19 protein-coding genes are annotated in these 24,433 nt (G+C 63.9%); 8 read left to right on the top strand and 11 right to left on the bottom strand.

The window, feature by feature from the left end; genetic code table 11:
- Positions 1-246 precede the first annotated feature (246 nt).
- The 4 genes from DWX58_RS09940 to DWX58_RS09925 all read left to right on the top strand — a co-directional run bounded on the left by DWX58_RS09940 (position 247) and on the right by DWX58_RS09925 (position 5,981).
- Positions 247-1,254: an ATP-binding protein gene (locus DWX58_RS09940; protein ID WP_118643468.1), complete on the top strand. Its 1,008-nt coding sequence runs from the start codon at positions 247-249 to the stop codon at positions 1,252-1,254.
- A 132-nt stretch (positions 1,255-1,386) separates the two neighbouring features.
- Entirely contained in the window at positions 1,387-2,874 is a 1,488-nt protein-coding gene (locus tag DWX58_RS09935; protein ID WP_118643466.1) for a DUF1846 domain-containing protein, read from the top strand.
- Positions 2,871-4,400 carry a hypothetical protein gene (locus DWX58_RS09930; protein ID WP_118643464.1) on the top strand — a complete coding sequence of 510 codons (1,530 nt, stop codon included), beginning with the start codon at positions 2,871-2,873 and terminating at the stop codon, positions 4,398-4,400. Before DWX58_RS09935 ends, DWX58_RS09930 begins: the two co-directional genes overlap by 4 nt.
- A 42-nt stretch (positions 4,401-4,442) precedes the next feature.
- On the top strand, positions 4,443-5,981 hold the full coding sequence (locus DWX58_RS09925) for a hypothetical protein (protein WP_118643462.1): 1,539 nt from the start codon (positions 4,443-4,445) through the stop codon (positions 5,979-5,981).
- A 98-nt stretch (positions 5,982-6,079) separates the two neighbouring features.
- On the opposite strand, the gene DWX58_RS09920 is transcribed toward DWX58_RS09925, so the two are convergent.
- Together DWX58_RS09920 and DWX58_RS09915 are read right to left on the bottom strand one after the other, a co-directional pair.
- Complete coding sequence (locus DWX58_RS09920) at positions 6,080-7,099, bottom strand: DUF4179 domain-containing protein (protein WP_118643460.1); 1,020 nt, start codon at positions 7,097-7,099, stop codon at positions 6,080-6,082.
- A complete protein-coding gene (locus tag DWX58_RS09915) occupies positions 7,083-7,556 on the bottom strand; it encodes a sigma-70 family RNA polymerase sigma factor (RefSeq protein ID WP_118643458.1) in 474 nt (157 codons plus the stop codon). The genes DWX58_RS09920 and DWX58_RS09915 overlap by 17 nt, the downstream gene beginning before the upstream one ends.
- Before the next feature lie 194 nt (positions 7,557-7,750).
- Between DWX58_RS09915 and DWX58_RS09910 the strand changes: the two genes are divergently transcribed.
- A complete protein-coding gene (locus DWX58_RS09910) occupies positions 7,751-9,358 on the top strand; it encodes a CTP synthase (protein ID WP_118643456.1) in 1,608 nt (535 codons plus the stop codon).
- A gap of 239 nt (positions 9,359-9,597) precedes the next feature.
- Here DWX58_RS09910 and DWX58_RS09905 read toward each other — a convergent pair whose 3' ends face one another.
- The 4 genes from DWX58_RS09905 to DWX58_RS15395 form a co-directional block, all read right to left on the bottom strand.
- A complete protein-coding gene (locus DWX58_RS09905) occupies positions 9,598-11,862 on the bottom strand; it encodes a glycogen/starch/alpha-glucan phosphorylase (RefSeq protein ID WP_118643454.1) in 2,265 nt (754 codons plus the stop codon).
- Positions 11,863-12,083: 221 nt separating this feature from the next.
- Positions 12,084-13,583 (bottom strand): 4-alpha-glucanotransferase, encoded by a 1,500-nt coding sequence (malQ, locus tag DWX58_RS09900; protein WP_118643452.1) that lies wholly within the window; start codon positions 13,581-13,583, stop codon positions 12,084-12,086.
- A gap of 16 nt (positions 13,584-13,599) precedes the next feature.
- Positions 13,600-14,619 carry a LacI family DNA-binding transcriptional regulator gene (locus DWX58_RS09895; protein ID WP_118643450.1) on the bottom strand — a complete coding sequence of 340 codons (1,020 nt, stop codon included), beginning with the start codon at positions 14,617-14,619 and terminating at the stop codon, positions 13,600-13,602.
- 66 nt (positions 14,620-14,685) lie between these two features.
- Positions 14,686-14,850: a hypothetical protein gene (locus DWX58_RS15395; protein WP_199648757.1), complete on the bottom strand. Its 165-nt coding sequence runs from the start codon at positions 14,848-14,850 to the stop codon at positions 14,686-14,688.
- Positions 14,851-14,948: 98 nt separating this feature from the next.
- Here DWX58_RS15395 and DWX58_RS09890 point away from each other — a divergent pair, with 98 nt between their 5' ends.
- Genes DWX58_RS09890 through DWX58_RS09880 form a run of 3 tightly spaced genes read left to right on the top strand, consistent with a single transcriptional unit; the run spans position 14,949 to position 17,664 of the window.
- Positions 14,949-15,587 (top strand): cytidylate kinase-like family protein, encoded by a 639-nt coding sequence (locus tag DWX58_RS09890; RefSeq protein ID WP_118643448.1) that lies wholly within the window; start codon positions 14,949-14,951, stop codon positions 15,585-15,587.
- A gap of 31 nt (positions 15,588-15,618) precedes the next feature.
- Positions 15,619-16,281, top strand: a complete 663-nt coding sequence (locus DWX58_RS09885; RefSeq protein WP_158579251.1) for a gamma-glutamyl-gamma-aminobutyrate hydrolase family protein — start codon at positions 15,619-15,621, stop codon at positions 16,279-16,281.
- 45 nt (positions 16,282-16,326) lie between these two features.
- Positions 16,327-17,664, top strand: coding sequence for a D-alanyl-D-alanine carboxypeptidase family protein (locus tag DWX58_RS09880; RefSeq protein ID WP_118643444.1), 1,338 nt, complete (start codon positions 16,327-16,329; stop codon positions 17,662-17,664).
- A 71-nt stretch (positions 17,665-17,735) separates the two neighbouring features.
- Here DWX58_RS09880 and DWX58_RS09875 read toward each other — a convergent pair whose 3' ends face one another.
- The 5 genes from DWX58_RS09875 to DWX58_RS09855 all read right to left on the bottom strand — a co-directional run bounded on the left by DWX58_RS09875 (position 17,736) and on the right by DWX58_RS09855 (position 24,410).
- Positions 17,736-19,604, bottom strand: coding sequence for an S-layer homology domain-containing protein (locus DWX58_RS09875; RefSeq protein WP_118643442.1), 1,869 nt, complete (start codon positions 19,602-19,604; stop codon positions 17,736-17,738).
- A 108-nt stretch (positions 19,605-19,712) separates the two neighbouring features.
- A complete protein-coding gene (locus tag DWX58_RS09870) occupies positions 19,713-20,948 on the bottom strand; it encodes an ABC transporter permease (protein WP_118643440.1) in 1,236 nt (411 codons plus the stop codon).
- A complete protein-coding gene (locus tag DWX58_RS09865) occupies positions 20,945-21,694 on the bottom strand; it encodes an ABC transporter ATP-binding protein (RefSeq protein ID WP_347559170.1) in 750 nt (249 codons plus the stop codon). The genes DWX58_RS09870 and DWX58_RS09865 overlap by 4 nt, the downstream gene beginning before the upstream one ends.
- Before the next feature lie 6 nt (positions 21,695-21,700).
- Positions 21,701-23,341 carry an efflux RND transporter periplasmic adaptor subunit gene (locus tag DWX58_RS09860; RefSeq protein ID WP_158579250.1) on the bottom strand — a complete coding sequence of 547 codons (1,641 nt, stop codon included), beginning with the start codon at positions 23,339-23,341 and terminating at the stop codon, positions 21,701-21,703.
- A gap of 274 nt (positions 23,342-23,615) precedes the next feature.
- A complete protein-coding gene (locus DWX58_RS09855; RefSeq protein ID WP_158579249.1) occupies positions 23,616-24,410 on the bottom strand; it encodes a Cof-type HAD-IIB family hydrolase in 795 nt (264 codons plus the stop codon).
- Positions 24,411-24,433 lie beyond the last annotated feature (23 nt).

Below are 24,433 nucleotides of genomic sequence, written 5' to 3'. Positions count from 1 at the left end.
TGCCCGTCCATTTTTCCCGCCTAAGGGCGCTTTTATTCCGCCGATCTCCTGGTCAGCGCTCTTCTTTCCCCTGACATTTTTCTATCTCTTCCGGTTCTTTCTCCCTTTTTTCGCTTGTTGGCGACAGCAAACTTTGCTATACTGTTTTCCAGATAACTTCCCCTCTGTTTTGTACATATTAAGTGACAGAACGAAACCCATTTACACCACGCCACGCCGGACCAGTGTCCGGAAGGAAGGAACTGTATGTCTGAAGCAATTTTTTCGCTGCTGGACCGCCTGTCTGAGGCCGCCGTTCTCATTCACGAAGGGGTTGTGTCCGCCTTCAGCCCCATGGCACTGCACTATCTGCCCCAGCTGCAGGCCGGACACCTGGCTCCCGACTGCCTGCCTCAGTCCGCCCTGTCGGGAGGCGGCCTTTTCTCGGCCGGTACCAGCACCTATTCTTATACCAATACGCCTCTGGAGCAGGGCCAGCTGCTGATTTTCCGCCCCGCACCCCAGACCGCCGTCACTGACGTGCAGCTGGACGGCGCCATGCGCCAGTTCCGCCAGTTTATGGGCGAGCTGCTGGTGGAGACCGACGCGGAGGCCACCAGCGCCCCCTTCCGCAAGACCTTTTACCGGATGCTCCGCCTGCTGCGGAATCTGGAGTATCTCCACCAGGAGGACGCCGCCCTTCCCACCGGCACGCTGGACGTTGCCGGTCTGTGCCGCCAGACGGTGGCGGAGGCCGCTCCGCTGCTTCTCCAGGGCGGCATTGAGCTGGACTACACCTGCACCGACGCCTCCCTGCTCATTCCCGGCGACGGGGACCTGCTGCGGTACATGGTGCTGGAGCTGGTGGCCAACTCTGCCCGGGCCGTGGGCCGGGGACAGATTCACCTCCACCTGAAGGCCCAGGGCGGACGGGTGCTGCTCACCCTGTCCGACAGCGCAGGCGCCCCTTCCCGGCGGCAGCTGGCCTCCCTGCTCCAGCAGGACTCCGACCAGAACATCCCCGCCGCCGGCGCGGGAGCCGGGCTGGGCCTGTCCGTGGTGCGGAGGGTTGTGGCCCTCCACCGGGGCACCATGCTGGTGGAGTGGGGCGAGGGCGCTCCCGTCACCCTCATCTCCCTCCCCGCCGGACCGCTGAACCCCCGTGCCACCGTCAGCACCCCCGCTGTCCAGCGGGATGGCGGTCTCTCTCCCCTGCTCACCGCCCTGGCCGACGTGCTGCCTGCCGCCGTGTTTGAGCTGGCTGAGCTGGATTGATTGGAAAGATTCTCTCCCTCCGCTCTTGACGTAGAGGGCGGGGGAGAGTAAAATATTTTGGTGATTTTTTTGGCAGCGCCCCGCGTTTCCCTCCGCAGCGCTGCCTTCTATCTTGTTTCGGGAGGTTTTGTTATGTCTCAAATTGGCTTTGACAATGAGAAATATCTGCACATGCAGTCCCAGCACATCCGGGAACGCATCGCCCAGTTCGGCGGCAAGCTGTACCTGGAGTTTGGAGGCAAGCTCTTTGACGACTACCATGCCTCCCGGGTGCTGCCCGGCTTCGAGCCGGACAGCAAGCTCCGTATGCTGGAGCAGCTGCGGGATAAGGCGGAGATCATCATTGCCATCAACGCCGGCGACATCGAGAAGAACAAGGTCCGGGGCGATTTGGGCATCACCTATGACAGCGACGTGCTGCGCCTCATCGACATTTTCCGGGGCCGCGGTCTCTACGTGGGCAGCGTGGTGGTCACCCGTTACACCGGTCAGCCCGCCGCCGACGCCTTCCAGCAGCGACTGGAGGCCCTGGGAGTGAAGGTCTACCGCCACTACCCCATCGAGGGCTACCCCCACAACATCGCCAAGATCGTCTCCGACGAGGGCTACGGCAAGAACGACTACATCGAGACCTCCCATCCCCTGGTGGTGGTCACCGCTCCCGGCCCGGGCAGCGGCAAGATGGCCACCTGCCTCTCCCAGCTCTACCATGAGCACAAGCGGGGCATCGTGGCCGGCTACGCCAAGTTTGAGACCTTCCCCATCTGGAACCTGCCTTTGAAGCACCCGGTGAACCTGGCCTATGAAGCGGCCACTGCCGACCTGGACGACGTGAACATGATCGACCCCTTCCATCTCCAGGCCTACGGCGAGACCACCGTCAACTACAACCGGGACGTGGAGGTCTTCCCCGTGCTGGCCGCCATGTTTGAGCAGATCACCGGCGCCTGCCCCTACAAGTCCCCCACCGACATGGGCGTGAACATGGCGGGCAACTGCATCACCGACGACGAGGCCTGCAAGGCCGCCGCCCGCCAGGAGATCGTCCGCCGGTACTACGACGCCCTGTGTGAGCGCCGCCAGGGCAAGGGCAGCGACTGCACGGTGTACAAGCTGGAGCTTCTCATGCAGCAGGCCGGGGTGACGCCTGAGATCCGTCCCGTGGTGGCCGAGGCCAACCGTCTGGCCGAGGAGACGGGCGAGCCCGCTATGGCCATCGAGCTCTCGGACGGCTCCATCGTCACCGGCAAGACCTCCGAGCTCATGGGCTGCTCCGCCGCCGCCCTCCTGAACGCCCTGAAAAAGCTCTCCGGCGCCGGCGGACATGGGGTCCACCTCATTGCCCAGAGCGCCATCGAGCCCATCCAGACCGTCAAGGTCCAGTACTTAGGCTCCAACAACCCCCGCCTCCACTCCGACGAGGTGCTCATTGCCCTGGCCTCCTCCGCCAATCTGGAGCCCAAGGCCGCTGAGGCTCTGAAGGTGCTGGCCCAGCTGAAGGGCTGCCAGGCCCACTGCTCGGTCATCCTCTCCCCCGCCGACGAGGTCACCTACCGCAAGCTGGGCCTGCAGCTCACCTGTGAGCCCCAGTACCAGAGCAACAAACTCTATCACCGATGAACCATATGCGCCGCTCCCCCGCCGTGCCGCTGGCTCTGGGCGGAGCGCTGGTGTTTTTTCTCTTCCTGGCCTACGCCACCCCGTACAGCCCCCTGGATGACATGCAGTGGGGCATGGAGGAGGGGCTTCGGTGGTGGCTGGGAGGACTGCTCAACGGGCGGTATGTGGGCAACTTCTTTGCTGTCATTCTGTGCCGCTCTTTCCTGGTGAAGACCCTCCTCATGGGCCTTGGGATGTTTTCCCTCCCCCTGCTCATGGCCCTGGTAGCCAGATGGGGCAAAGGCTTCCCCCTGCTGCCTGCCTACTTCTTTTGCTGCGGCGGGCTGCTGCTGATGCCTCCCATTATCTGGAAGGACGTCTTCGGCTGGGTATGCGGCTTTGGAAATTATGTTGTTTCCATTCTGTTTTTCCTGTGCTGGGTGCTGCTCATCCTCCGGGCCGAGACCGCTCAGGCCCACAAGGGGCTCTGGGCCGCCGGTCTGTTTCTGATGGCCCTGTCCAGCGGCCTGTTTTTGGAAAACCAGACCCTTCTCAATCTGGGGCTTGCCCTGCTGCTGGTCCTGCGGGCGCTGCTGCTCCGCCGGGGCCGCCTTCTGGCGCTGGCCAGCCTGGTGGGCGCCGCGGCAGCCGTGGTCCCCATGTTCCTCAACCAAATCTTCATGGACATGCTGTCCACCGGCTCCGCCCTCAACGAGCTGCGCAAGTTTACCTTCTCCCTGGAGGACGGACTGTGGGCTGCCGGTCTGACCGTGGTGCGGGAGTATCTGGCCGCCCTGCTTCCCCTGGCCCTGTCCCACAGCATGTACCTGACCTGGCCCTGTGCCATCATCACCGCCTGCGCCCTGTGGCGCTCCTCCCTGCGGCCTCTGGCCCTGCTGGGGGTGGTTCCCCTGGTGTGCGGCTGGTGGTGCGCGGCGGGAGAGGCCCCCATTCCTCTCTGGCTGGCCAGCAGTCTTTGCTGGTTCCTCCCCGGAGTGGCCCTGCTGCTGGAGCGGACCTCCTGGCCGGAAAAGCTGTTTTCCCTGGCCCTCTATCTGGCCGCTCCCCTGTCCCTGGCCCCCATGGCGGCCATCAACACCCGGGGCGGACGCATCTTCCTCTTCCCCCTGGTGATGCTGCTGGTGGCCGCGGCCCGCGCCGCCGGTCCTCTGCTGGCCCGGCGGGAGATCACCCTGCTGGTGGCCGCGGGCACGGTGGCCCTGATGGCCATGTGGGGCGGACGCTATGGCGAGGTCCTGTCCTGCAACAATCTGCGCAGCGAGCTCATCGCCCAGAGCATCGAAAACCATACCTCCCCCCTGGTGCTGCCCACCGACCGCTACAGCCAGGTGGTGTGGTGGTTCCGCAACCCCTGGGATGTGGAGAGCGCCGACTGGTTCCGCCGCTTTTACCACATTCCCGATGACATCACCCTGATTTTCCTCCCCCCCGGCACCTATGAATCCTGGCCTGAGATTTCCGACGAGGCCTGGGAGAACCGCACAGAGCTGACCCCGTCCAAGGACTTTGTGCCCTCTCTGCCGTAACACCGCCCCGCTTCAGAGGGCGTGAAAGGAGCGTTCACTGCTGTGACCGCAAAACGAACCGTCCTGCGCCGTGTCTTCCTGGCGTGCGTGCTGATTTTCGACCTCTATGTTGGCCATACCGTGTTTTACAGTCCTTTGGATGACTGGCAGTGGAGCATGGACATGGGCATTGAATGGTGGCTGAGCGGTATGCTCAACGGCCGGTACGTGGGCAATCTGGTGGCGGTGGTGCTGACCCGCTCCGTCCTGCTGAAGACCCTGTCCATCGGCCTGGGACTGTTCATCGTGCCCTACCTGATGGCGCGTCTGCTGGCCCGGGGCCGGGAGGAGCGGATTTTGGTCCTGTTCATCACCTGCAACGCGGGCATGCTGCTGGTCCCCTCCATGATTTGGCGGGAGACCTTCTTCTGGGTGTCCGCCTTCGGTAATTTTGTGGTGCCCACAGTGGGCTTTCTGGCCCTTCTTCTGCTGCTGCGCCGGGCCGATCAGACCCGGACCCATCTGGCCGTGTGGAGCGTATTTCTCTTCGCCTACACGGTCGTCCTGGGGCTGTTCCTGGAAAATCTGACCCTCCTCTTTGTGGGGGCCTGTCTGCTGATGCTCCTGCTGTCCTTCCGGGACCCCTTTTTCCGCACCCTCTCCCTGGTCATGCTGGCCGGATCCCTCATCGCCGCCTACCTCATGTTCTCCAACGCCATCATGACCGACCTGATGTCCACGGGCAACGCGGTGAACAGCTACCGCAGGCTGTCCTTCTCCCTGGAGGATGGGCTGGTCGCTGTGGTGTACAGCATCCTGCGCCAGTACCTGGGCGAGCTGCTGCCCCGGGCCTTTGACCTGGGTCCCTATCTGGCCTGGCCCCTGGCCGTCATCGTCTTCCTGGGCTTTTGGAACAGCCCCTGCCGTCCCGCCTGTGTGCTGGCTCTGTTCCCGGTGATCCATAACCTGGTCATCCTGAAAACACAGGTCATCATCTCCCGTCCGGGCTGGATCGCCAGCTGCATTTCCTGGTCCCTGCCCCTGCTGGCGCTGCTGGTGAACCGGACGGACTGGTCAGTCAAGCTGCGCTGGCTGCTGCTCTATTTTGCAGCGCCCCTGTCCCTGCTCCCCCTGGCCTTCACCTCCTCCCTGGTTTACCGCCATTTCTTCTTCCCCATGATCCTGCTGATTATCATCGCGGTGGATCTGGCCCAGCCCGTTCTCTTTTGCCGCTGGGGCTGGGCGGTGCCCACGGTGATGCTGGTGGGGCTGATGCTGCGGTGGGGGCTCCCCTGTCCCACCATCAACGGGTGCACCCAGCTGCAGGAGGAGCTCATCGCCCAGGCCCGGGAGACCGGCGCCGACACGCTGGTGCTGCCCACCGACCGCTTCCAGTTCAGCGTATGGTGGGCCCGGAACCCCTGGGACGTGGAAAAATCCCACTACTTCTGCCAGGTCCACGGCCTGTCCGATGACATCACCCTCATTTTCCTCCCGGTTGGCTCCTATGAGACCTGGCCGGAGATTTCTCAGGAACAGTGGGACGCCCGGGTGGAGCTTCACCCCTCCCCCGACTACACCCCTGTCATTCCAATTCCATAATCTGTGCGCAAAGAGGCGCCCCCGGGAGAAGGATCTCCCAGGGGCGCCTGTCTCGTTTTTTAACCTGTCCACCGACGGGCGTTTTCCCCGGCTCAGGCTCACTCCAGAGGGAACTCCGTCCCGCTCAGGATGACGGATTCCACTTGGGTCAGATCTATGGTGGAGCTGGTGGTATAGACAATTTCCGCCAGCTCCCGGCCCCGCACATCCGCCGGGCCGGGCACGTCACAGACGGCCAGCTCCAGCCCCAGTTCCTCACAGGTCAGCACCCGGCCGTCCTTCATCCGGAAGGTGACCGGCAGCTTATATTGCAGGGCGTCTGGATAGCGTCCCTCGTAGGTAAAGCGGATGGGGCTCAGCTCCAGATGGTCCACATAGAGCAGTTCCCCGCTGGACGGGTCCTCCAGAAGCTCCTGCTGGACGGGGATCTGAATGACCTGGGGCATCTGGTCAACGGGGATGGAGACATAGCTTCCCTCCGCCATAAAGTTGACCCGCAGCGTCACAGGCTCTGTCTGAGGATGGTCCAGTCCCGTCAGCGTCACGCGCAAAATCCAGGAGCGGCTGCGCTCAGAGGGGTTGGGCAAGCTGTCCGCCGCCAGAGTGGAGACATGGTTTCCCCGCTCCAGCCGGACCTGGAACAGATCCGGCTCCCAGCCTCCCCGCTCCATCCACTCTTTTCCGTGCTCCGCCCCCCATTTGCTCTGCAGATAATCCAGAATGACCTGCCCGCTCATCAGCTGTTCCGTCGCCTGGTCGTTCAGCCCCTCCACCGTGGCAGTCACATAAAGCACCTCTCCGTCAAACAGGCTGCTGTCCACGGTCAGCCGATAGTTTCCATCCTCCGCATGCTCCAGCTCTGTCTGTACATAGGGCTCCAGCTCACTGGTGTCCCCCTGGAAAAACAGGTCCAGCACCCCAGTCTGATAGGCCATCGCCAGGGCGGTTCCGCCCATTAAGAGTGCGGCCGCCGCCGCGGCCAGCACCACCGGCCACCTTTTCCGCAGGCCGGGGCCGCGTTTTTGGGTCTGCCGCCCCTCCAGCATCCGCTCCATGCGTTCCCATGCCTCGTCGGACAGGCAAACCTTGTCCATGGCTCGATTATACTCCTGTCTCATGGGACGTCCCCTCCTGTTCCAGTTGTTTTTTCAGCTTCTCTCTGGCCCGCTGCAGGCGGGTGGTCACAGCCGTCTGGCGAATCCCCAGCAGCTCCCCCACCTCCCGGGTGGAATAGCCCTCGTAATAAAACAGGTACAGCACGGCCCGGTCCCTGGCCGGCATGTCCATGACCGCACTGAGCATGGATTGCTCCTCCGGCGCGGCCAGCTCCGCCGCTTCCTCCAAGGGTTCACACCGGTGCCGGGACAGCGTTCTCCACAGGCTGCGGCATTCGTTGACCGTGACCTGAAACAGCCAGGCCCGTTCCTTCCCCTCTTCCAGCCTGGCCCGCCCCTCCAGCAGCTTCAGGAATACCGTCTGGGTCACATCCTCCGCATCCTGCCGGCATCCGGTGTAGCTCCAGGCCAGCCGGTACACCCGGTTTCCGTAACGGCGGAACAGCTCCGCTGCGTCCATGGCCTCTCCCCCTTTCTGTCTGTATAACGCCTGCTCCCTGCCCCCTGTCACAGGGCAGACCGGGATTTTTTATTTTTGTTCACTTTTTCCTTGACGACTCCCCTATGTTCCGCGTACAATAGCCCGGTGTTTTTTTCAGGGCTTGTACCCATACTAATACCCAACCACCACAGTTACAACGGAGGGATCAAATTATGGCAGTAAAGTACATTTTTGTCACCGGCGGTGTGGTATCCGGCCTGGGCAAGGGCATTACAGCGGCCTCTCTGGGGCGCCTGCTGAAGCAGCGTGGCCTGCGGGTGAAGGTCCAGAAGCTGGACCCCTACCTCAACGTGGACCCGGGCACCATGAGCCCCTACCAGCACGGCGAGGTGTTCGTCACCGATGACGGGGCGGAAACCGACCTGGATCTGGGCCACTACGAGCGGTTTATTGACGAAAATCTCACCATTCATTCCTCCGTCTCCTCGGGCAAGGTGTACTGGAACGTCCTCAACCGGGAGCGCCGGGGCGACTACCTGGGGGGCACCGTCCAGATTATCCCCCACATCACCGATGAGATCAAGCGCTGCATCTACTCCCTGGACACCCCGGACACCGACGTAGCCATCGTGGAGATCGGCGGCACGGTGGGCGACATCGAGTCCCAGCCCTTCCTGGAATCCATCCGCCAGGTGGCCGCCGAGCGGGGCCGCCAGAACGTGATGTTCGTCCACGTCTCCCTCATTGTGGCCATTCCCGGCACCGGCGAGCTGAAGAGCAAACCTACCCAGCACTCCGCCAAGGAGCTTTTGAGCCTGGGCATTCAGCCCGACGTCATCATCTGCCGCAGCGACTACCCGGTGCCCAAGGACATTTTGGAAAAAATCTCCCTGTTCTGCAACATCCCGGTGGAAAACGCCATTCCCAACCTCACCGCCGACCTTCTCTACGAGGTGCCCCTGATGCTGGAGCGGGAGGGACTGGCCGACGTGGTGGTCCGCCGCCTGGGCCTCATCTGCCACATGCCCGACCTCACCGAGTGGGCCACCATGGTCCACCGGGCCAAGCACCCCAAGGGCCAGGTAGAGATCGCCCTGGTGGGCAAGTACGTGGCCCTCCACGACGCCTACCTGTCCGTGGCCGAGGCCCTCACTCACGGCGGCATTGAAAATGAGGTGAAGGTGAAGGTCCGCTGGATGAATTCCGAGGAGGTCACCGACGAAAATGCCGCACAGCTGCTGGCGGGTGTGGACGGCATTCTGGTGCCCGGCGGCTTCGGCGACCGGGGCATCGAGGGCAAGATTTCCGCCGTGCGCTATGCCCGGGAGCAGAAGATCCCCTTCCTGGGCATCTGCCTGGGCATGCAGATGGCGGTCATTGAGTTTGCCCGCCACGTGTGCGGCATGGCGGACGCCCACTCCAGCGAGCTCAGCCAGTCCACCACCCACCCGGTCATCGACCTGATGCCCGACCAGCGGGGGGTCACCGCCAAGGGCGGCACCATGCGTCTGGGGGCCTACCCCTGCCATATCACCGGGGAGGACACCTTCGCCTACCGGGCCTACGGCCAGGAGGAGATCAGCGAGCGCCACCGCCACCGCTATGAGTTCAACAACGATTACCGTCAGACTCTCACCCAGGCCGGTCTGGTGCTCTCCGGCCTCAGCCCCGACGGACGGCTGGTGGAGATGGTGGAACTTGCCGACCACCCCTGGTTTGTGGGCGTCCAGTTCCACCCGGAGCTGAAAAGCCGCCCCAACAAGGCCCACCCCCTGTTCCGGGAATTTATCGCCGCGGCCAAGACCTTCCATCAAAAGTAACTGTCCCCGACGCGGGGCGGCTTTTCCCCATCTCCGGCGGTTCTCCCGAAGGGAGGGGCCGGAGGGGTTTTATCAAGGATTCTTCGGGCAAGGCCCGGAGAATCGCCCCAATAAGGCCCATCCCCTTGCCGCGGCCAAGAATTACCACTCCAAATAGTTGTCCTGCCTTCGGTCATTCCCATAAGAAAACGCCCGGTCCTCTAAGAAAGAGGTCCGGGCGTTTTTTCTATCATTTTATATTACTTCAGGTGCCAGATATCCTGATTATACTGGGCGATGGTGCGGTCGGAGGAGAAATACCCCGACTTGGCAATGTTCACCAGCATCTTTTTGGCCCAGGCCGTGCGATCGCCGTAGTCGTGGATGCACCGCTCCTTGGCGGCGATGTAGTCCTCCACGTCCAGAAGGGCCATGAACCAGTCCTTGTTCTTCATATCCTTCCACAGTGTGGCCAGACTGGCGGGGTCACCCACCGCCAGCAGCTCCGGGGACACCAGGAAGTCCACCAGCCGCTCCACCTGGGGGCGGTGGTAGCAGTCCAGGGAGCGGTAGCTGCCCTGGGCATACAGGTCCATCACCTGCTCGCTGGAGGTTCCGAAGGTGTAGATATTCTCCTCTCCCACCAGCTGGGCAATCTCCACGTTGGCTCCGTCCATGGTGCCCAGGGTGACGGCGCCGTTGGCCATGAGCTTCATGTTGCCGGTGCCGCTGGCCTCCTTGGAGGCCAGGGAGATCTGCTCAGAGATGTCGCAGGCGGGAATGAGGGTCTCGGCCCAAGTGACGTTGTAGTTCTCCACCATGGCCACCCGCAGCCAGGGCCGCACCTGGGGGTCCTGCTCAATGAGCTGCCGCAGGCACAGGATGAGGTGGATGATGTGCTTTGCCATGACGTAGGCGGGGGCCGCCTTGGCGCCGAAGATCACCGTCACCGGCCGCTCAGGCAGGTGGCCCGCCTTGATTTCCAGGTACTTATAAATGAGGTAAAGGGCGTTCATCTGCTGGCGCTTATACTCGTGCAGGCGCTTGATCTGGATGTCGAACACCGACTTGGGGTCCAGCTCAATGCCCTGGCGGTGCCAGATGGCCCGGCACAGCTGGTCCTTCTTCGTCTGCTTGATGGCCAGCAGCTCCTCCAGCACTTTCTCGTCCTCGGTGAAGGCCATGAGGCCCTCCAGCTTCCGGGTATCCTGCCGCCAGTCCTTGCCGATGCACTTGTCAATGAGGGCGGTGAGCTCGGGATTGCAGCCCTCCAGCCAGCGGCGGAAGGTGACGCCGTTTGTTTTGTTGTTGAACTTCCCGGGATAGAGGTCATAGAAGGCCTTGAGCTCGGAATTTTTCAGGATCTCGGTGTGCAGAGCGGCCACTCCGTTGACGGAAAAGCCGTAGTGGATGTCCATGTGGGCCATGTGCACCCGGTCCTGCTCATCGATGATGGCCACCTTGGGGTCGGGGTAGGCCTCCTTCACCCGGCGGTCCAGCTCCCGGATGATGGGCACCAGCTGGGGCGCCACCGTCTCCAGGTAGGCGATGGGCCACTTCTCCAGGGCCTCGGCCAGAATGGTGTGGTTGGTGTAGGCACAGGTGCGGCTCACCTGGCTGATGGCCTGGTTCACGGACATGCCCCGGTCGGTGAGCAGGCGGATGAGCTCAGGAATGACCATGGAGGGGTGGGTGTCGTTGATTTGGATGACCACGTGGTCAGAGAGGGTATCCAAGGCATAGCCCCGCTCCTCCAGCTCCTGGAGGATGAGCTGGGCGCCGGCAGACACCATGAAGTACTGCTGGTACACCCGGAGGAGCCGCCCCGCCTCGTCGCTGTCGTCGGGATAGAGGAAGGAGGTGAGGTTGTGGGCGATATCCCCCTTGTCGAAATCGATGCCCACCCAGGGCTGGGCGGCGGGCTCCTCCACGTCAAAGAGGTGGAGCCGGTTGGCGATGCCGCTGCCCGCGCCGGGCACCGGCAGATCGTAGCACACCGCCTTGACCTCTCCCTTTCCGAAGGGCACAGTGAAGGTCCGGCCGGTGGGAACAAGCCAGCTGTCCTTCTCCAGCCAGGGGTCGGGGTGCTCGGTCTGCTTGTGGTTCTTGAACTGCTGGCGGAACAGGCCGTAGTGGTAGTTGAGGCCCACTCCGTCGCCGTTGAGCCCCAGGGCGGCGATGGAGTCCAGGAAGCAGGCGGCCAGACGGCCCAGCCCGCCGTTGCCCAGGGAGGGCTCGGGCTCCAGGGACTCAATCGTGCTGATGTCCCGGCCCAGGTCGGCCAGCATGGCCTTCACCTGGTCGTAAATGCCCAGGGCCAGCAGGTTGTTGCTCAGCAGCTTGCCCACCAGGAACTCCGCCGAAAAATAATAGAGCTTCCGCCCGCCCTCCGGCGCCGGACGCGCCAGGGCCATGTCCCGGGTGAGCAGCAGCAGGGCCTCGTACAGCTCCTGATCCCCGCACTGGTCGGGGGACAGGCCATACCGCTCCTGGGTCAGTTGAAACAGTCGCTCGTTCAGTTGCATGGAAAAAACTCCTCTCCGCAAGGATATCGGAAACGTTTCCAATTCGGATTCTGGCGTCAGTATAGCAGTCCCGCGCCCTCGCGTCAAATATTTTTTGGTGAAATTCTGCACAATTTTACCAAAGTTTAACCCAAAACTTCCCACTCAGCGGCAAAAAGGAGGCGTTTTTGTGAAAAATAACCATGCCGATTAGGAGCGGCGGCGGCGACGGACAGTCCGGTTTACTTCCCTTTTTTCGGCCGGGGCAGCCGCTGGTAGACCTTCATCTCCCGGCGGAGCCGCCGGGCCAGAGAGGGAGAGCCGCTGCCGGGCAGCGCCCGCCACATCCAGTTACCCCCCAGGGTGGAGGGGATGTTCATCCTTGCCTCGCTGCCCAGGCCCAGCAGGTCCTGCATCTGCATCACCGCCAGGTCGGCGGCGGAGGCCCAGGCCGCGCGCATCATGCCCCAGTGGTAGCCCTCCCGGCGGCTGAGGCGCAGGTACTCCTTGGCGAAGGCCACGTCCTTCCGGGGGGCGGAGGCCATCCAGCCCTGGATGGTGTCGTTGTCGTGGGTGCCGGTGTAGACCACGCAGTGGGGGGTGTAGCAGTGGGGCAGGTAGTCGCTGCCCGTGTCCCGGCTGTCGAAGGCGAACTCCAGCACTTTCATACCGGGGTAACCCGACTGACGCAGCATCCGGCGCACCGAGGGGGTGAGGAAGCCCAGGTCCTCGGCGATGATGTCCTTCCTACCCAGCGTTTTCTTCACTGTCTGGAAGAACTCGATGCCCGGTCCGGGCCGCCAGTGGCCGTTGCGGGCGGTCTTGTCCCCGTAGGGGATGGCGTAGTAGGAGTCAAAGCCCCGGAAGTGGTCGATACGCAGGCTGTCGTAGATGGTGAACTGGAAGGCGATGCGGGCAAGCCACCACCGGTAGCCCTCCTCCTTCATCCGCTCCCAGTTGAAGAGGGGGTTGCCCCACAGCTGGCCGTCCTCGGAGAAGCCGTCGGGGGGACAGCCGGCCACCTCGGTGGGCCGCCCCTCTTCGTCCAGCTGGAACTGCTCCGGGTTTGCCCACACGTCGGCGCTGTCCCCGGAGACGTAGATGGGCAGGTCCCCCAGAATGGAGATCCCCCGGTCATTGGCGTACCGCTTCAGCGCCCGCCACTGACGGAAAAAGAGGTACTGCACCCCCTTCCAGAAGCGGATTTCCTCCTCCAGGGTGCGGCGGGCCTTCTCCAGGGCCGCCTTCTGGCGAAGGCGCTCCCCCCGGGGCCACTCCTGCCAGCTCTTGCCCTTATGCTTGTCTTTCAGGGCCATGAAAAGGGCGTAGTCCTCCAGCCAGGCCCGGTTTTCCCGGCAGAATTCCTCCACCTCCGCCTCTTTTTGTTTCCACAGCCGCTCGCAGGCCAGCCGCAGCACCGGGAAGCGCAGCTTGTAAAGCCGGGGGTAGTCCACCCGCTCCGGGTCGTCCCCCCAATTGAGAGTCCGGTACTCCTCCGGCTCCAACAGGCCCTCCCCTGCCAGCTCATCCAGGTCAATAAAGTAGGGGTTGCCCGCATAGGAGGAGAAGGACTGGTAGGGGGAGTCCCCGTAGCTGGTGGGACCGATGGGCAGAATCTGCCAGCAGCTCTGTCCCCCCGCCTGCAAAAAGTCCGCAAAGGCCCGGGCCTCGGCTCCCAGGGTGCCAATCCCGTAGGGGGAGGGCAAGGAGGAGATGGCCATTAAAATTCCCGCTCGTCTCATAAAACCGCACTTCCTCTCATGATTTCCCGTCCAGCCGGGCCACGCTCTCCCCCTCCACCAGGAGGAAGGGGACCGTCCGGTGGACGGGCTGGGTCTGCTCGCCCTGGATGTGTCCCAGCAGCAGCTCCACCCCCTGCTCCGCCAGGGCGGCGGTATCCTGCCGCACCGTGGTCAGCCGGGGGATGCTGTACCGGGACAGGGCCACCCCGTCGTAGCCCACCACCGAGATGTCCTCCGGCACCCGCCGTCCCCGGTCCATCAGGGCCCGGATGCAGCCCAGCGCAATGACGTCACCCAGGGCAAAGATGGCGGTGAGGCCGGGCTCCCGGTCCAGCAGCTGCCCGGCCGCCTCGTAGGCCTCGGCCAGGGAGTAGCGGCAGGGCTGGTACTGGCTCTGGAAGTCAAAGGGCAAGTCCAGGCGGGCAAAGGCGTCCTGGCAGCCCACCAGACGCAGGTGGCTGATCTGGGCGTGGGAGTCGTTGCCCCCCAGCACGCCGATGCGGCGGTGGCCCCGCCCGGCCAGGTAGGCAATCACCTGGTGGGCGGCCGCCCGGTCGTCGGTGGTCAAGGAGGAGAGATTGGGAAAGTCCAGCTCCCCCGCCCCGTTGGTGAGCAGCACCGCCGGGGTATGAATGTCCCCGAAGCCCCGGCGGAAGCACTCCAGATCGCCCCCTAAAAACAGCAGCCCCTGGGGCTTCCGCTCCCGGCACAGCTGCCGGGCGTAGGCCACCTCGTCCCGGTCCTCGTCCAGGTAGTAGAGTGCGGTTTCCTGGCCCCGCTCCCCCAGCCGGATCTGCACCTGCTCCACCAGATCGGCAAAGAGCAGGTTCTGGCTGCCCTTCACCAGCACGGCCACGCTCTTGCCCGCCTGCTGCTTGAGATTTTTGGCGTTGGCATTGGGCTCGAAGCCCTGCTCCTCCACCACCGCCAGCACCCGGCGGCGGGTCTCCTCGCTCACATCCCGGTGCCCGTTGAGCACCCGGGAGACGGTGGCCACGCCGCACCCGGAAAGCCGGGCGATGTCCTTGATGGTCATGTGCCCATTCCTCCCTGCCCCGGAGGGGTCATCCCCCTTCCGGTAACGTTTCCAATTCGTTTGTCATCATACTGATTTTCCCAAAAAGTGCAAGAGCCTTTTTTCAAGCTTTCGTATTTTTGTTGAACCTGCAGAATATTCCATTCCATTTTTGTCTATTCTTCCCCGCTCTTTTCCGGTATTTGGGGGATTTTGCTCCGGGCACGGCGGAGCGCAGATTTTCGTTGTCATTTTCTTCGGTTTCCGCTATAATATAGAAAAGGATCCGCCCTTGGTTCTGCTCACCAGAGCAGGCCTGGGAGAATCCCACTGAGCGCGGGAGGGATACCATGAGCAACTATGTGATTTCCATCAGCCGTGAGTTCGGCAGCGGCGGCCGCTTAATTGGCAAGCGCCTGGCTGCCCGCCTGGGGATCCCCTGCTATGACCGTACCATTATCCAGAAGACCTCGGAAAAGAGCGGCCTGTCCCCGGACTTCATTGCCCGGGCGGAGGAACGGGCCCGCAGCCGCTTCCACCTGTCCATCGCCCCCATTGGCATCGGCACTCCCGCCTTTGCCCACCAGGGCGTGCCCGTCAGCCACCAGGCCTTTTTTGCCCAGGCGGAGGTCATCCGTGAGCTGGCCGACGAGGGCCCCTGCGTCATCGTGGGCCGGTGCAGCGACTATGTGCTGGGCAACCGCCCGGAGTGCCTGAAGGTCTTTGTCTACGCCGATCTGCCCTCCCGGGTGGAGCGGTGCGTGGAGGAGTACCACATTCCCGCCGACGACATGGAGCGCCGGGTCACCCTTATGGACCGGGGCCGCTCCAACTACTATAACTACTACACCGGCCACACCTGGGGCGACATGCGCCGGTATGACCTGACTCTCAACTCCAGCACCACCGGCATTGAAGGCGCGGTGGACCTGATCATTGCTTTGGTTCATGCCCGCACGGCTCAGGACGCCGCCATGCAGGAGGTATGAGCCCCGTTTGGGGAGAAGGAGCCCCTCATTTATGAACCGACCCCTTCGTCTTCAACTCTCCGGCGAGGCCGGAGGCACGGATCACTATGTTCAGGCCCTCAGTCAGCTGGGGGCCTGTTCCTTCGCCGGCTACGCCCCGGAGCCTGACCTTACCTGCGACGGCCTGGTGCTGTGCGGCGGAGGCGATTTGGAGAGCACCCTCTTTGGTCAGGAGGACCGGGGCTCCAATCCCCCGGACCGGGTGCGGGACCGGGCGGAGCTTCGTCTCTTTGACGCCTTCTATCAGGCGGGCAAGCCCATTCTGGGCATCTGCCGGGGCATGCAGGTCATCAATGTGGCCCTGGGGGGCGACATCATCCAGGATCTGCCCCCCAGCGTGCGCCCCTTCCACGTTCCCCGGGAGAAGGAGGACCAGGTCCATCCCATCCGGGCGGCAGAGGACAGCGTTCTCGCTTCCCTTTACGGCCCGGTGTTCCCGGTGAACAGCTGGCACCACCAGGCGGTGGGCCGGCTGGGGGAGGGCCTGCGGGCCATTGCCTGGGCGGAGGGCGGCTTTGCCGAGGCCCTGGAGCATCAAAGCCGTCCCATTCTGGGGGTCCAGTTCCACCCCGAGCGCCTGGCCCTGTACCGCCGCCCGGACCGAGTGGACGGCGCGCCCCTGCTGTCCTATTTTCTCTCCCTGTTTCCCGGCTGACGGCCGTTCCTTTCGAGATTTCCACCCGCAGGAGGTTTTATCATCATGTCCCCGTCTGTTCCTGTGCGCCGGCTGGCCGCTGTGCTCACCGCCGGTCTGATTGTGCTGATTCCCCTCTCCGTGGGGGCGGTCTCCTCCACCCAGATCGCCCAGGCGGTGCCCGCCGTCTCCGTCCCCTCCCGCTGGCAGTCCCTGCGGGAGCAGGCTCTGCTCTACGAGGCCCAGGCCGCCCAGCTGGACCAGCTGGGTCTTGACCAGGCCGCGGCGGCCCGGCTGTGGAACCGCTTTGGCTCTGATCTGTCCCAGGTAGTCAAGGAGAGCGCCCTCTCCCCCGCCTGGGCCCAGGTGCTGGCCCAGCCCAACAGCCGCGAGGAGCTGCTGGACTGGTATTCCGCCTACCTTCAGGACCACCCTGACCTCAGCGCCCAGGAGGTGGTCCGGCAGGTAAACATGGGGCTGGACCGCCCCTTCTACCAGGACACAGAGGAGCTCTCCCTTGCTTCGGGCAGCAGCGATACCCAGATGCTGGTGAATAAATACCACGCCCTGCCCTCCAGCTATGTGCCCAAGCTGGTGCCCCTCACCGGTCTGGGCTCCGGCTCCCTGGCCCCGGAGGCCGCGGAAGCCTTCTCCGCCATGGTGAAGGCCGCCAAGGAGGACGGCATCTCCCTGCGCAGCAAGTCGGCCTACCGCTCCTATTCCACCCAGAAAACCATCTATAATCGCAACCTCAGTCAGTACAGCCAGAGCTTTACCGACACCTTTTCCGCCCGTCCCGGCTACTCCGAGCACCAGACCGGTCTGGCCCTGGACATCAACAGTGCCAGCATGCTGGACCACTTTGAGCGCACCCCCGCCTACGCCTGGCTCCAGGAGCACTGCGCCCAGTACGGCTTCATCCTCCGCTACCCCGAGGGGAAGGACGCCATCACCGGCTACCGCTTTGAGCCCTGGCACTACCGCTATGTGGGCACCGAAATTGCCGCGGTGTGCATGGAGGAGGGGCTGACTCTGGAGGAGTACTTTGCCGCTCAGCCCTCCGGCTGGGGGGAGGCCCCCGCTATCCTCTGGGAGGGACAGGCCCTCACGCTGAGCAGTTCCCCCCTCTGTCTGGAGGGTGACTGGTATCTCCCCGTGGAGGAGACCGCCCTGGCCCTGGGCTGGACCCGGACGGAGGAGAGCGACCTGCTCTCCCTCACCAACGGGGAACGCCAGCTGGAGTGTGTCTCCGGGCAGCGCTGCCGGGTGGACGGAGTGACCCTCCGTCTGACGGACCCGGTGCTGACCCTGGAGAACCATCTTTACTTATCGGTCTCCGACCTGTGCTCCGCTCTTGGCGTGGACCTTCAGGAGACGGAGGAGGGCTTTGTGCTCACCGCCTGATCGTCCTCTTACATCCATATGAAAAAAGGGAGCGCCCTCAATGGGCGCTCCCTTTTTGACGTTCTGAACGATTACCGGGCCACAATCACCCGCAGCCGGCCGCCGGCGCTCTCCGCCTTGTCGTACCAGCCGGTGAGGGTATAACCCTCCTCCTGCACCCGGGCCAGGGTGGAGAGGTAGTAGCTGCCGTTCCGATACTCATAGACCACCAGCTGCTCCGAGATGGCATAGCGGGTGTTCTTCACCTCGAATTTGCCGCTGACCACCGTGCCCGTTCCCGCAGAGGTGAGCCGGGCCAGCCGCTCAGGCGCGGTGGGGCTGCCCTTGATGCACACGGGGCCCTCCTCCACCGGATAGCGGGTGGTGCTGTCGGGCATCACCACCTGACTGCCCGCCACGTTCAGCACATAGGAGTAGTAGGTGGAAAACTCGCTCACCGGGGTCTCCCGAATCTCCTCCAGGATGCCGTAGTGGTGCATGTCACCGGTGACGTCGCTGAGGATGAGCCGTTCAATCTCACCGGCGCTGTTGAGGGAGTAATACTTCACCGCAGATTCGGACAGGCTCACCCCTGCCAAACGCTGGGGATACACCCGCAGGCCGTAGCCGCCGCTCACGTCCAGAATCTCCGCATTGTCCGCCAGAGAGTAGCTGCCCACCTTGGTCCCGGCGGCGTTCACCTTGCCGGAGAGGGAGACGGAGGTCAGCCGCCGCAGGGTGACGCCGCCCGCTTCATCGGAGACGGTGACCCGCACCAGGTCCCCGGCCTTCATGCCCGTGGCTTTGTAAGGATAGCGGTAGCTCTGGCCGTGGGTGGCCAGCAGGGTGACGGTCTGGGCGGTGTAGCTGCCGCCCTTGCCGTCGGGGTAGGAGGCGTTCTCCACCGCGGTTACCACGCCCACCTTTTCGCTGTTCTGGGCGGCCACACCCTTCACCACAGCGGCCACGCCGCCGGTGCGGCCCAGCAGCAGGGTAACGGTGTCGCCCAGGCAGTACTGGCCCAGGTTGGAGAGGGCGTAGGCGGCGGAGGCCGTCTCAATGGTGCAGGTGCGCCCGGCCACCGTCACCGAGGTGGGGCTGGCCCCGGAGGGCTCCAGGGCCTGGATGGTACCCGTCACCTTGTCGGAATAGGCCCACAGGGTGGCCATGGAGCGGTTATAGTAGAGCACGTCGTACTCCTGGATGGCGCTGGCGTTCACCGCCACTCCGTCCCGATACACCTTGGCGGAGGACAGGGCAATGGGCAAGCTGGACTTCCAGTCCCCCTGAGCCACCACCGGCCCCTCCATGGAGGCCCCCACCAGGGCCACCAGGTCGATCTCCCCCGCCTCATTCAGGGAGTAGCCCAGGGTGGTGAGGTACACCTGGCCCTCCTTATTTTTGGTGGTCATCAGGTTATAGAAGAGGTACATGGCGTCCAGCCGTTTCAGCTCCGTCCCGGCCTGGGTGGCCGTCACACCCTTGTCCAGCCCCAGGCTTCGGTACATGGCCAGCTGCCCCGTGGGGTAGGCCCCGGTGAGGTCGGAGGGGCCGTAGCCCAGCAGCTGCAGCACAATGGTGGCCCCCTCCGCCAGGGTGATGCGGTGGTTGGGGCGGAAGGTGCCGTCGCTGAAGCCGGAGACCAGCCCAGCCTTTACTCCCATCTCCACATAGCCGGAGGCCCAGTGGCTCCGGGGCACGTCGGGGTAGGGAGAGGTGGCCGCCTGGCCGATTTCCCCGCCCCCCGGCAGGGCCTTCACCGCCATGGTGATAAATTCCGCCCGGGTCACCGGGCTCTCCAGGTTCAGATTGCCCCGGTCATCCCCGGACATAATGCCCAGAGTCTGGACCACCTGGGCGGCCTCCGACTGGGAGGGGACCGTCCCGGCCGCGGCGGCGGGCAGCACCAGCCCGGCGGTCAGGCACAGCGCCAGCAGGGCGGCAGAAAGTCGATGTCTCATAACAATATTCCTCCTGCGGGGACTACTGTGTCCCCTTGTTGTAGGGCGGGCTCTGTCCCGCCGCGGAAAACCCGCACGCTGCTCTCTCGGGCAGGCGCCTGCGGGCCGTCAGTCGTAGCGCAGCGCGTCAATGGGGTTGAGCTTGGCGGCCTTGTTGGCGGGCAGGTATCCAAAGAGGATGCCGATGCCCACAGACACGCCGAAGCTGATGGCCACCGCCCCCAGGGTGGGAGTGGCGTGGAAGGAGGCCCCGCCCATCTGGGCGGACAGGGACGCGCCGATCAGAGACCCTACCCCCGTGGCCAGCAGGCACCCAAGGCCGATGCCCAGCAGTCCGCCGATGGCGGAGGTGGTCCCCGCCTCAATGACAAACTGACGCCGGATGTCCCGCCGCTTGGCACCCAAGGATTTGCGGATGCCGATTTCCCGGGTGCGTTCGGTCACCGAGACCAGCATAATGTTCATGATGCCGATGCCGCCCACCAGCAGAGAGACGGCGGCAATGGCCACCAGCACAGCCATGGCGGCCCCCATCATGGCGTTGATGAGGTTGGCCTGCTCGGCCATGGTGGTGGTGTAGTAGGCATCCGTGCTCTGGAAGAATTTCTCCAGCATCCCGTCGATCACCACCTTTGCATCGGCAGCGGTGTCGCCGGAGGTGCTGGTAAAGATATAAAAGGTCACCATCCGGGAGCCCATGATCTCCATGGCGTTCTCATAGGGGAGGTAAATCCGGTCATCCGTCCCTCCCTTTTCCAGGGTCTGGCCCTGCTGCTTCAGCACCCCGATGACGGTGTAGGTGGCGCCGTTGATGGACAGCTTCCTGCCCAGAGCGTCGCCTCCGAAGGCCTCCTGGGCCAGATAGGCTCCGATGACGCACACGTTCTGCCGCCGGGTCACATCCAGATAGGAGAGAAAGCGCCCCTGGGCCAGGGACCCGCCGTCCAAGGTGGTGCCCTTGGCGCTGTTATACATGACCTCGCTGACGCCGTAGAGCTTGGTCTTGTCGTACTTGGTGTCCCCCCGGCGCAGGGTGGCGGTGAGGGAGACGTAGGGGGACACACCGGAGAGCACGTCGGGGTGCTCCTCCACCAGGTCGTACATGGCCTGGGGATCCAGGTTCATGGTGGTGCCGTCTCCCCGCCCCCACACGGTGGTCTGAATCATATTGATGCCCAGCTTATCCACCTGCTGGTTGATCATCCCCTGCACCCCGTTGCCCAGGGCCAGGATGACGATGACCGCCGCCACGCCGATGATAATGCCCAACATGGTCAGAAGGGAGCGCATTTTGCTGGTGGTCAGGGCCTTCAGGGCCAGGCGGAAGGATTGGGTAAAATTCATGTCTTCCCCTCCTCTCCGGCCTCCGGGAGCTCTTCGCCCGGCCGGACCACCGCCCGGGGGTCGCGGGCGTCCCCGTCATAGATGATTTTCCCGTCCTGGAGGCGGATAATCCGGTCGGCCTGCACGGCGATGGAGTTATCATGGGTGATGAGGACTACCGTGTCCCCCTCCCGGTTGAGCTTTTTGAGAAAGCCCAGCACCTCCCGGCCGGTGCGGGAGTCCAGAGCGCCGGTGGGCTCGTCGGCCAGGATGACCGAGGGGTCACCCGCCAGGGCCCGGGCGATGGATACCCGCTGCTGCTGGCCGCCGGAGAGCTGGCTGGGCAGGTGCTTTCGCTTCTCCGCCAGCCCTACCCGCTCCAAGGCCTGGATGGCCCGGCGGCGGCGCTCCTCCGCAGCCACCCCGGCGTACAGCAGGGGCAGCTCCACATTTTCCAGAATGTCCAGCTTGGGAATGAGGTTATACTGCTGGAAGATAAAGCCCAGCATCTTGTTGCGGATCTCCGCCTGCTGGTCGTCGTCCATGGTGGACACGTCCACGCCCCCCAGGTGGTAGCTTCCGCTGGTGGGCACGTCCAGACAGCCGATGATGTTCATGGCGGTGGACTTACCGGAACCGGAGGAGCCTACAATGGCCACAAACTCCCCCCGGTCAATGGACAGGCTCACCCCGTCCAGGGCATGGACAATCTCATCCCCCATGGGGTAAATCTTGTAGATGTCCCGCAGCTCAATGAGGTGTTCCACCGCCGATCAGCCTCCCGTCACCACCACGGCGGAGGACGCTCCGCCGGCCAGGTCATCAACGACCTGGACGGGAACCAGCACCACGTCCCCCTCCTTCAGCCCGGAGGTAATCTCGATGTACGCCTGATCGCCCCGGCCCAGAGTCACCGCCCGGCGCTCCGCCTTGGAGAGGTCGGCCACGGTGCCGTCCGGGTTCAGCGCACCCTCGCCGGGTACCAGCACGGTGCCGTCGCTGTTCACTGCCTCCACGGGGACGCTGAGGGCACCCTCGGCCCGCTCCACAATGATTTTGGCCGACACGTTCATGCCGGGATTCAGGGAGCCGTACTCCTCCAGCAGGATGGTCACGGGATAAGTGGTAAAGCCGTTGGTGGTGGTGCCGTTGATGCTTACCTGATCCACCGTGCCCAGGAAGGTCTCACCGGGCAGGGCCTCGGCGGTGATCTCCACCTGCTGTCCCGCCTTTACCTGACCGATGTTCAACTCGCTGACGTTCATGGACAGCTTCAGCCGACTGAGGTCATACAGCACCGCCAGGGCGCCGGTGCTGCTGCTGTCCAGCTTATCCCCCTGCTTGAAGTTCTTCTCGATGACGGTGCCCGAGATGGGGGAGGTGACGGTGTAGTTGTCCAGAGCGTCCTGGGCCCGCTGGAGGGAGAGGCGGGCGTTTTCCACCGCGATGGAGGCGTTTTCCAGGGCATTTTGGGCTGTCTCCCCGCCCAGAGTCACCAGAGCAGTGCCGGCGGACACCCTGGTACCGGCAGTGACGTGGATCTGGGTCACCTCGCCGCCGGACCGGGCCGTCACGGTCTGCTTGGCGTTGGCAGCAAAGGTGCCGCTGCCCGCACAGGCCACATTCCCCACCACGGCGGTAGCGGAAGTTGTCTCCGTGAGGGCGCCGGGATTGTGGACCCGCAGGGTGACCTGGCGCACCAGGGCGCCTCCCGCCCCCACCAGGTCGGCAGAGGCCACCGACTCCACAGTGCCGTTGAGGATCTCCCCCGTCCCGGCGATGGTCACCTGGGCACTCTGGCCCCGGGACAGCCGCTGAGCGTCAGCGGACTGGAAGGGCAAGGTGAGGGTCATGGTGGAGGTGTCGGCAATCTCCGCGATGGGAGTGCCGGCAGAAATTACCTGCCCCTTCTGCACCTGCACGGACTGGACCACTCCGGCAGTCCCCGCAGAGGGAGTCATGCCGGAGGAGAGCTCGTCGTAGCTCAGCTGGGCCTGGCGCAGAGCCAGCTGGGCCTGCTGGAGGGCGGTCTCCGCCTCCCCGGCATCCAGCCGGTAGAGAAGGTCCCCCTTCTCAATCCGGTCCCCCACCTCGAAGGGGGCCTCCAGAATTTCTCCGGTGACCAGAGCCCGCACATTATAGGACTCAATGGGGGTCACAGTGCCCGAACCGTTTACGGAAACCGTCAGGTCCCGCACCTGGGCGCTCTCGGTCCGATACAACCCGGTGCCCACGTTCTCGCCTGACGACCCCATGGGCCGAAGCACGAACCACCACGCCGCCAGGGCCGCAACCGCCAGCAGGGCCACAATCCGTTTCCACTTCTTTCCCTTTTTGGGCAGCTTCAGGGACAGTTTTTTCTTCTCCTTGGTCTCTGGCTGCCTCTCCTGGGTTTCCACCTGTGTCGCTTCCATATATTGTTCTCCTTCTGAGACTTGTTCGGGCCTCACGCCCATCGCGGGCCGCCCCGACGGGGCGGCCCATACGCGTTTTGCGTGTTCCCATTGTACGAAGGAAAACTTAGATTCCACCTAAGAAAACTTAAAAGTTTTATTAAAAAAATCTTCCATTTTCCTCCGTCTGCGCCCCACCCTACACCCTCCACCAGGAGGAAGGTCAAGAAAAAAAAGAAAAAATTCCGGCCGGAACCAATGGTTCCGGCCGGAATATCAGCCGTTCTGCTCCAGTTCAGCGCTCCAGACAGCCCAGAATGGCTTGGACCACGCCCCCCTGGGCGTTGGTGTCTACCACACGCTGAGCGGCCGCCCGCACATGCTCCGGGGCGTTGCCCATGGCGATGGACAACCCTGCCGCTTCCAGCATGGGCAGGTCGTTCTCGCTGTCCCCCACGGCGGCACACTGCTCCAGAGGGATGCCGTACATCAGGGCGATGAGGGCCAGGGTGCTCCCCTTGTTGACCCCCCTGGGGATGATCTCAAAGTCGGTGGGCGTGGAGGTGGTGAGCTCCAGCTGCTCCAGCTGCTCCAGCTCCGCCCGGGGACAGGGGCCAAAGTCCCCGTGGATCTTGGTCACGGGCATGTTCCGCTCCTTCATATAGGTCAGGGGATCCTCCGCCACAATGGCCTCGGTGTGGAACTGAGGGTAGGGATAGGTGCGCAGCAAAGACTCCTTGGAGAAGGGGTCCAGCACCACCTGGTAGCCGGAGAAAATGGTGATCTCCAGCCCCCGGCCCAGGCAGATTTCCAGGGCGCGGGAGCCCCAGGGCTCGGGGATGTCCCAGCGGCGCAGCTCCGCTCCTGTTTGGGCGTCCCCCAGCAGGGCGCCGCCCAGGCAGGAGACCAGGTTGTCACAGCCCGCCTCCCGGGCAAAGTGCCCGGCCTCCGTCATGGGGCGGCCGGTGTTCAGCACCACCCGCAGCCCAGCCTCTCGGGCCCGGGCGATGGCCCCGGCCGCGCCGGGGGTCAGGTCTCCGTCCGGCCCCAGCAGGGTGCCGTCCAGGTCCAGAGAAATGAGTTTGATCACAATATCGTACCTCGCATAGAAAT

Origin of the sequence: Pseudoflavonifractor sp. AF19-9AC (assembly GCF_003478995.1) — a bacterium.
In the GTDB taxonomy this organism is placed as follows: domain Bacteria; phylum Bacillota; class Clostridia; order Oscillospirales; family Oscillospiraceae; genus Lawsonibacter.
This window is presented reverse-complemented; position numbering and strand designations above follow the sequence as displayed.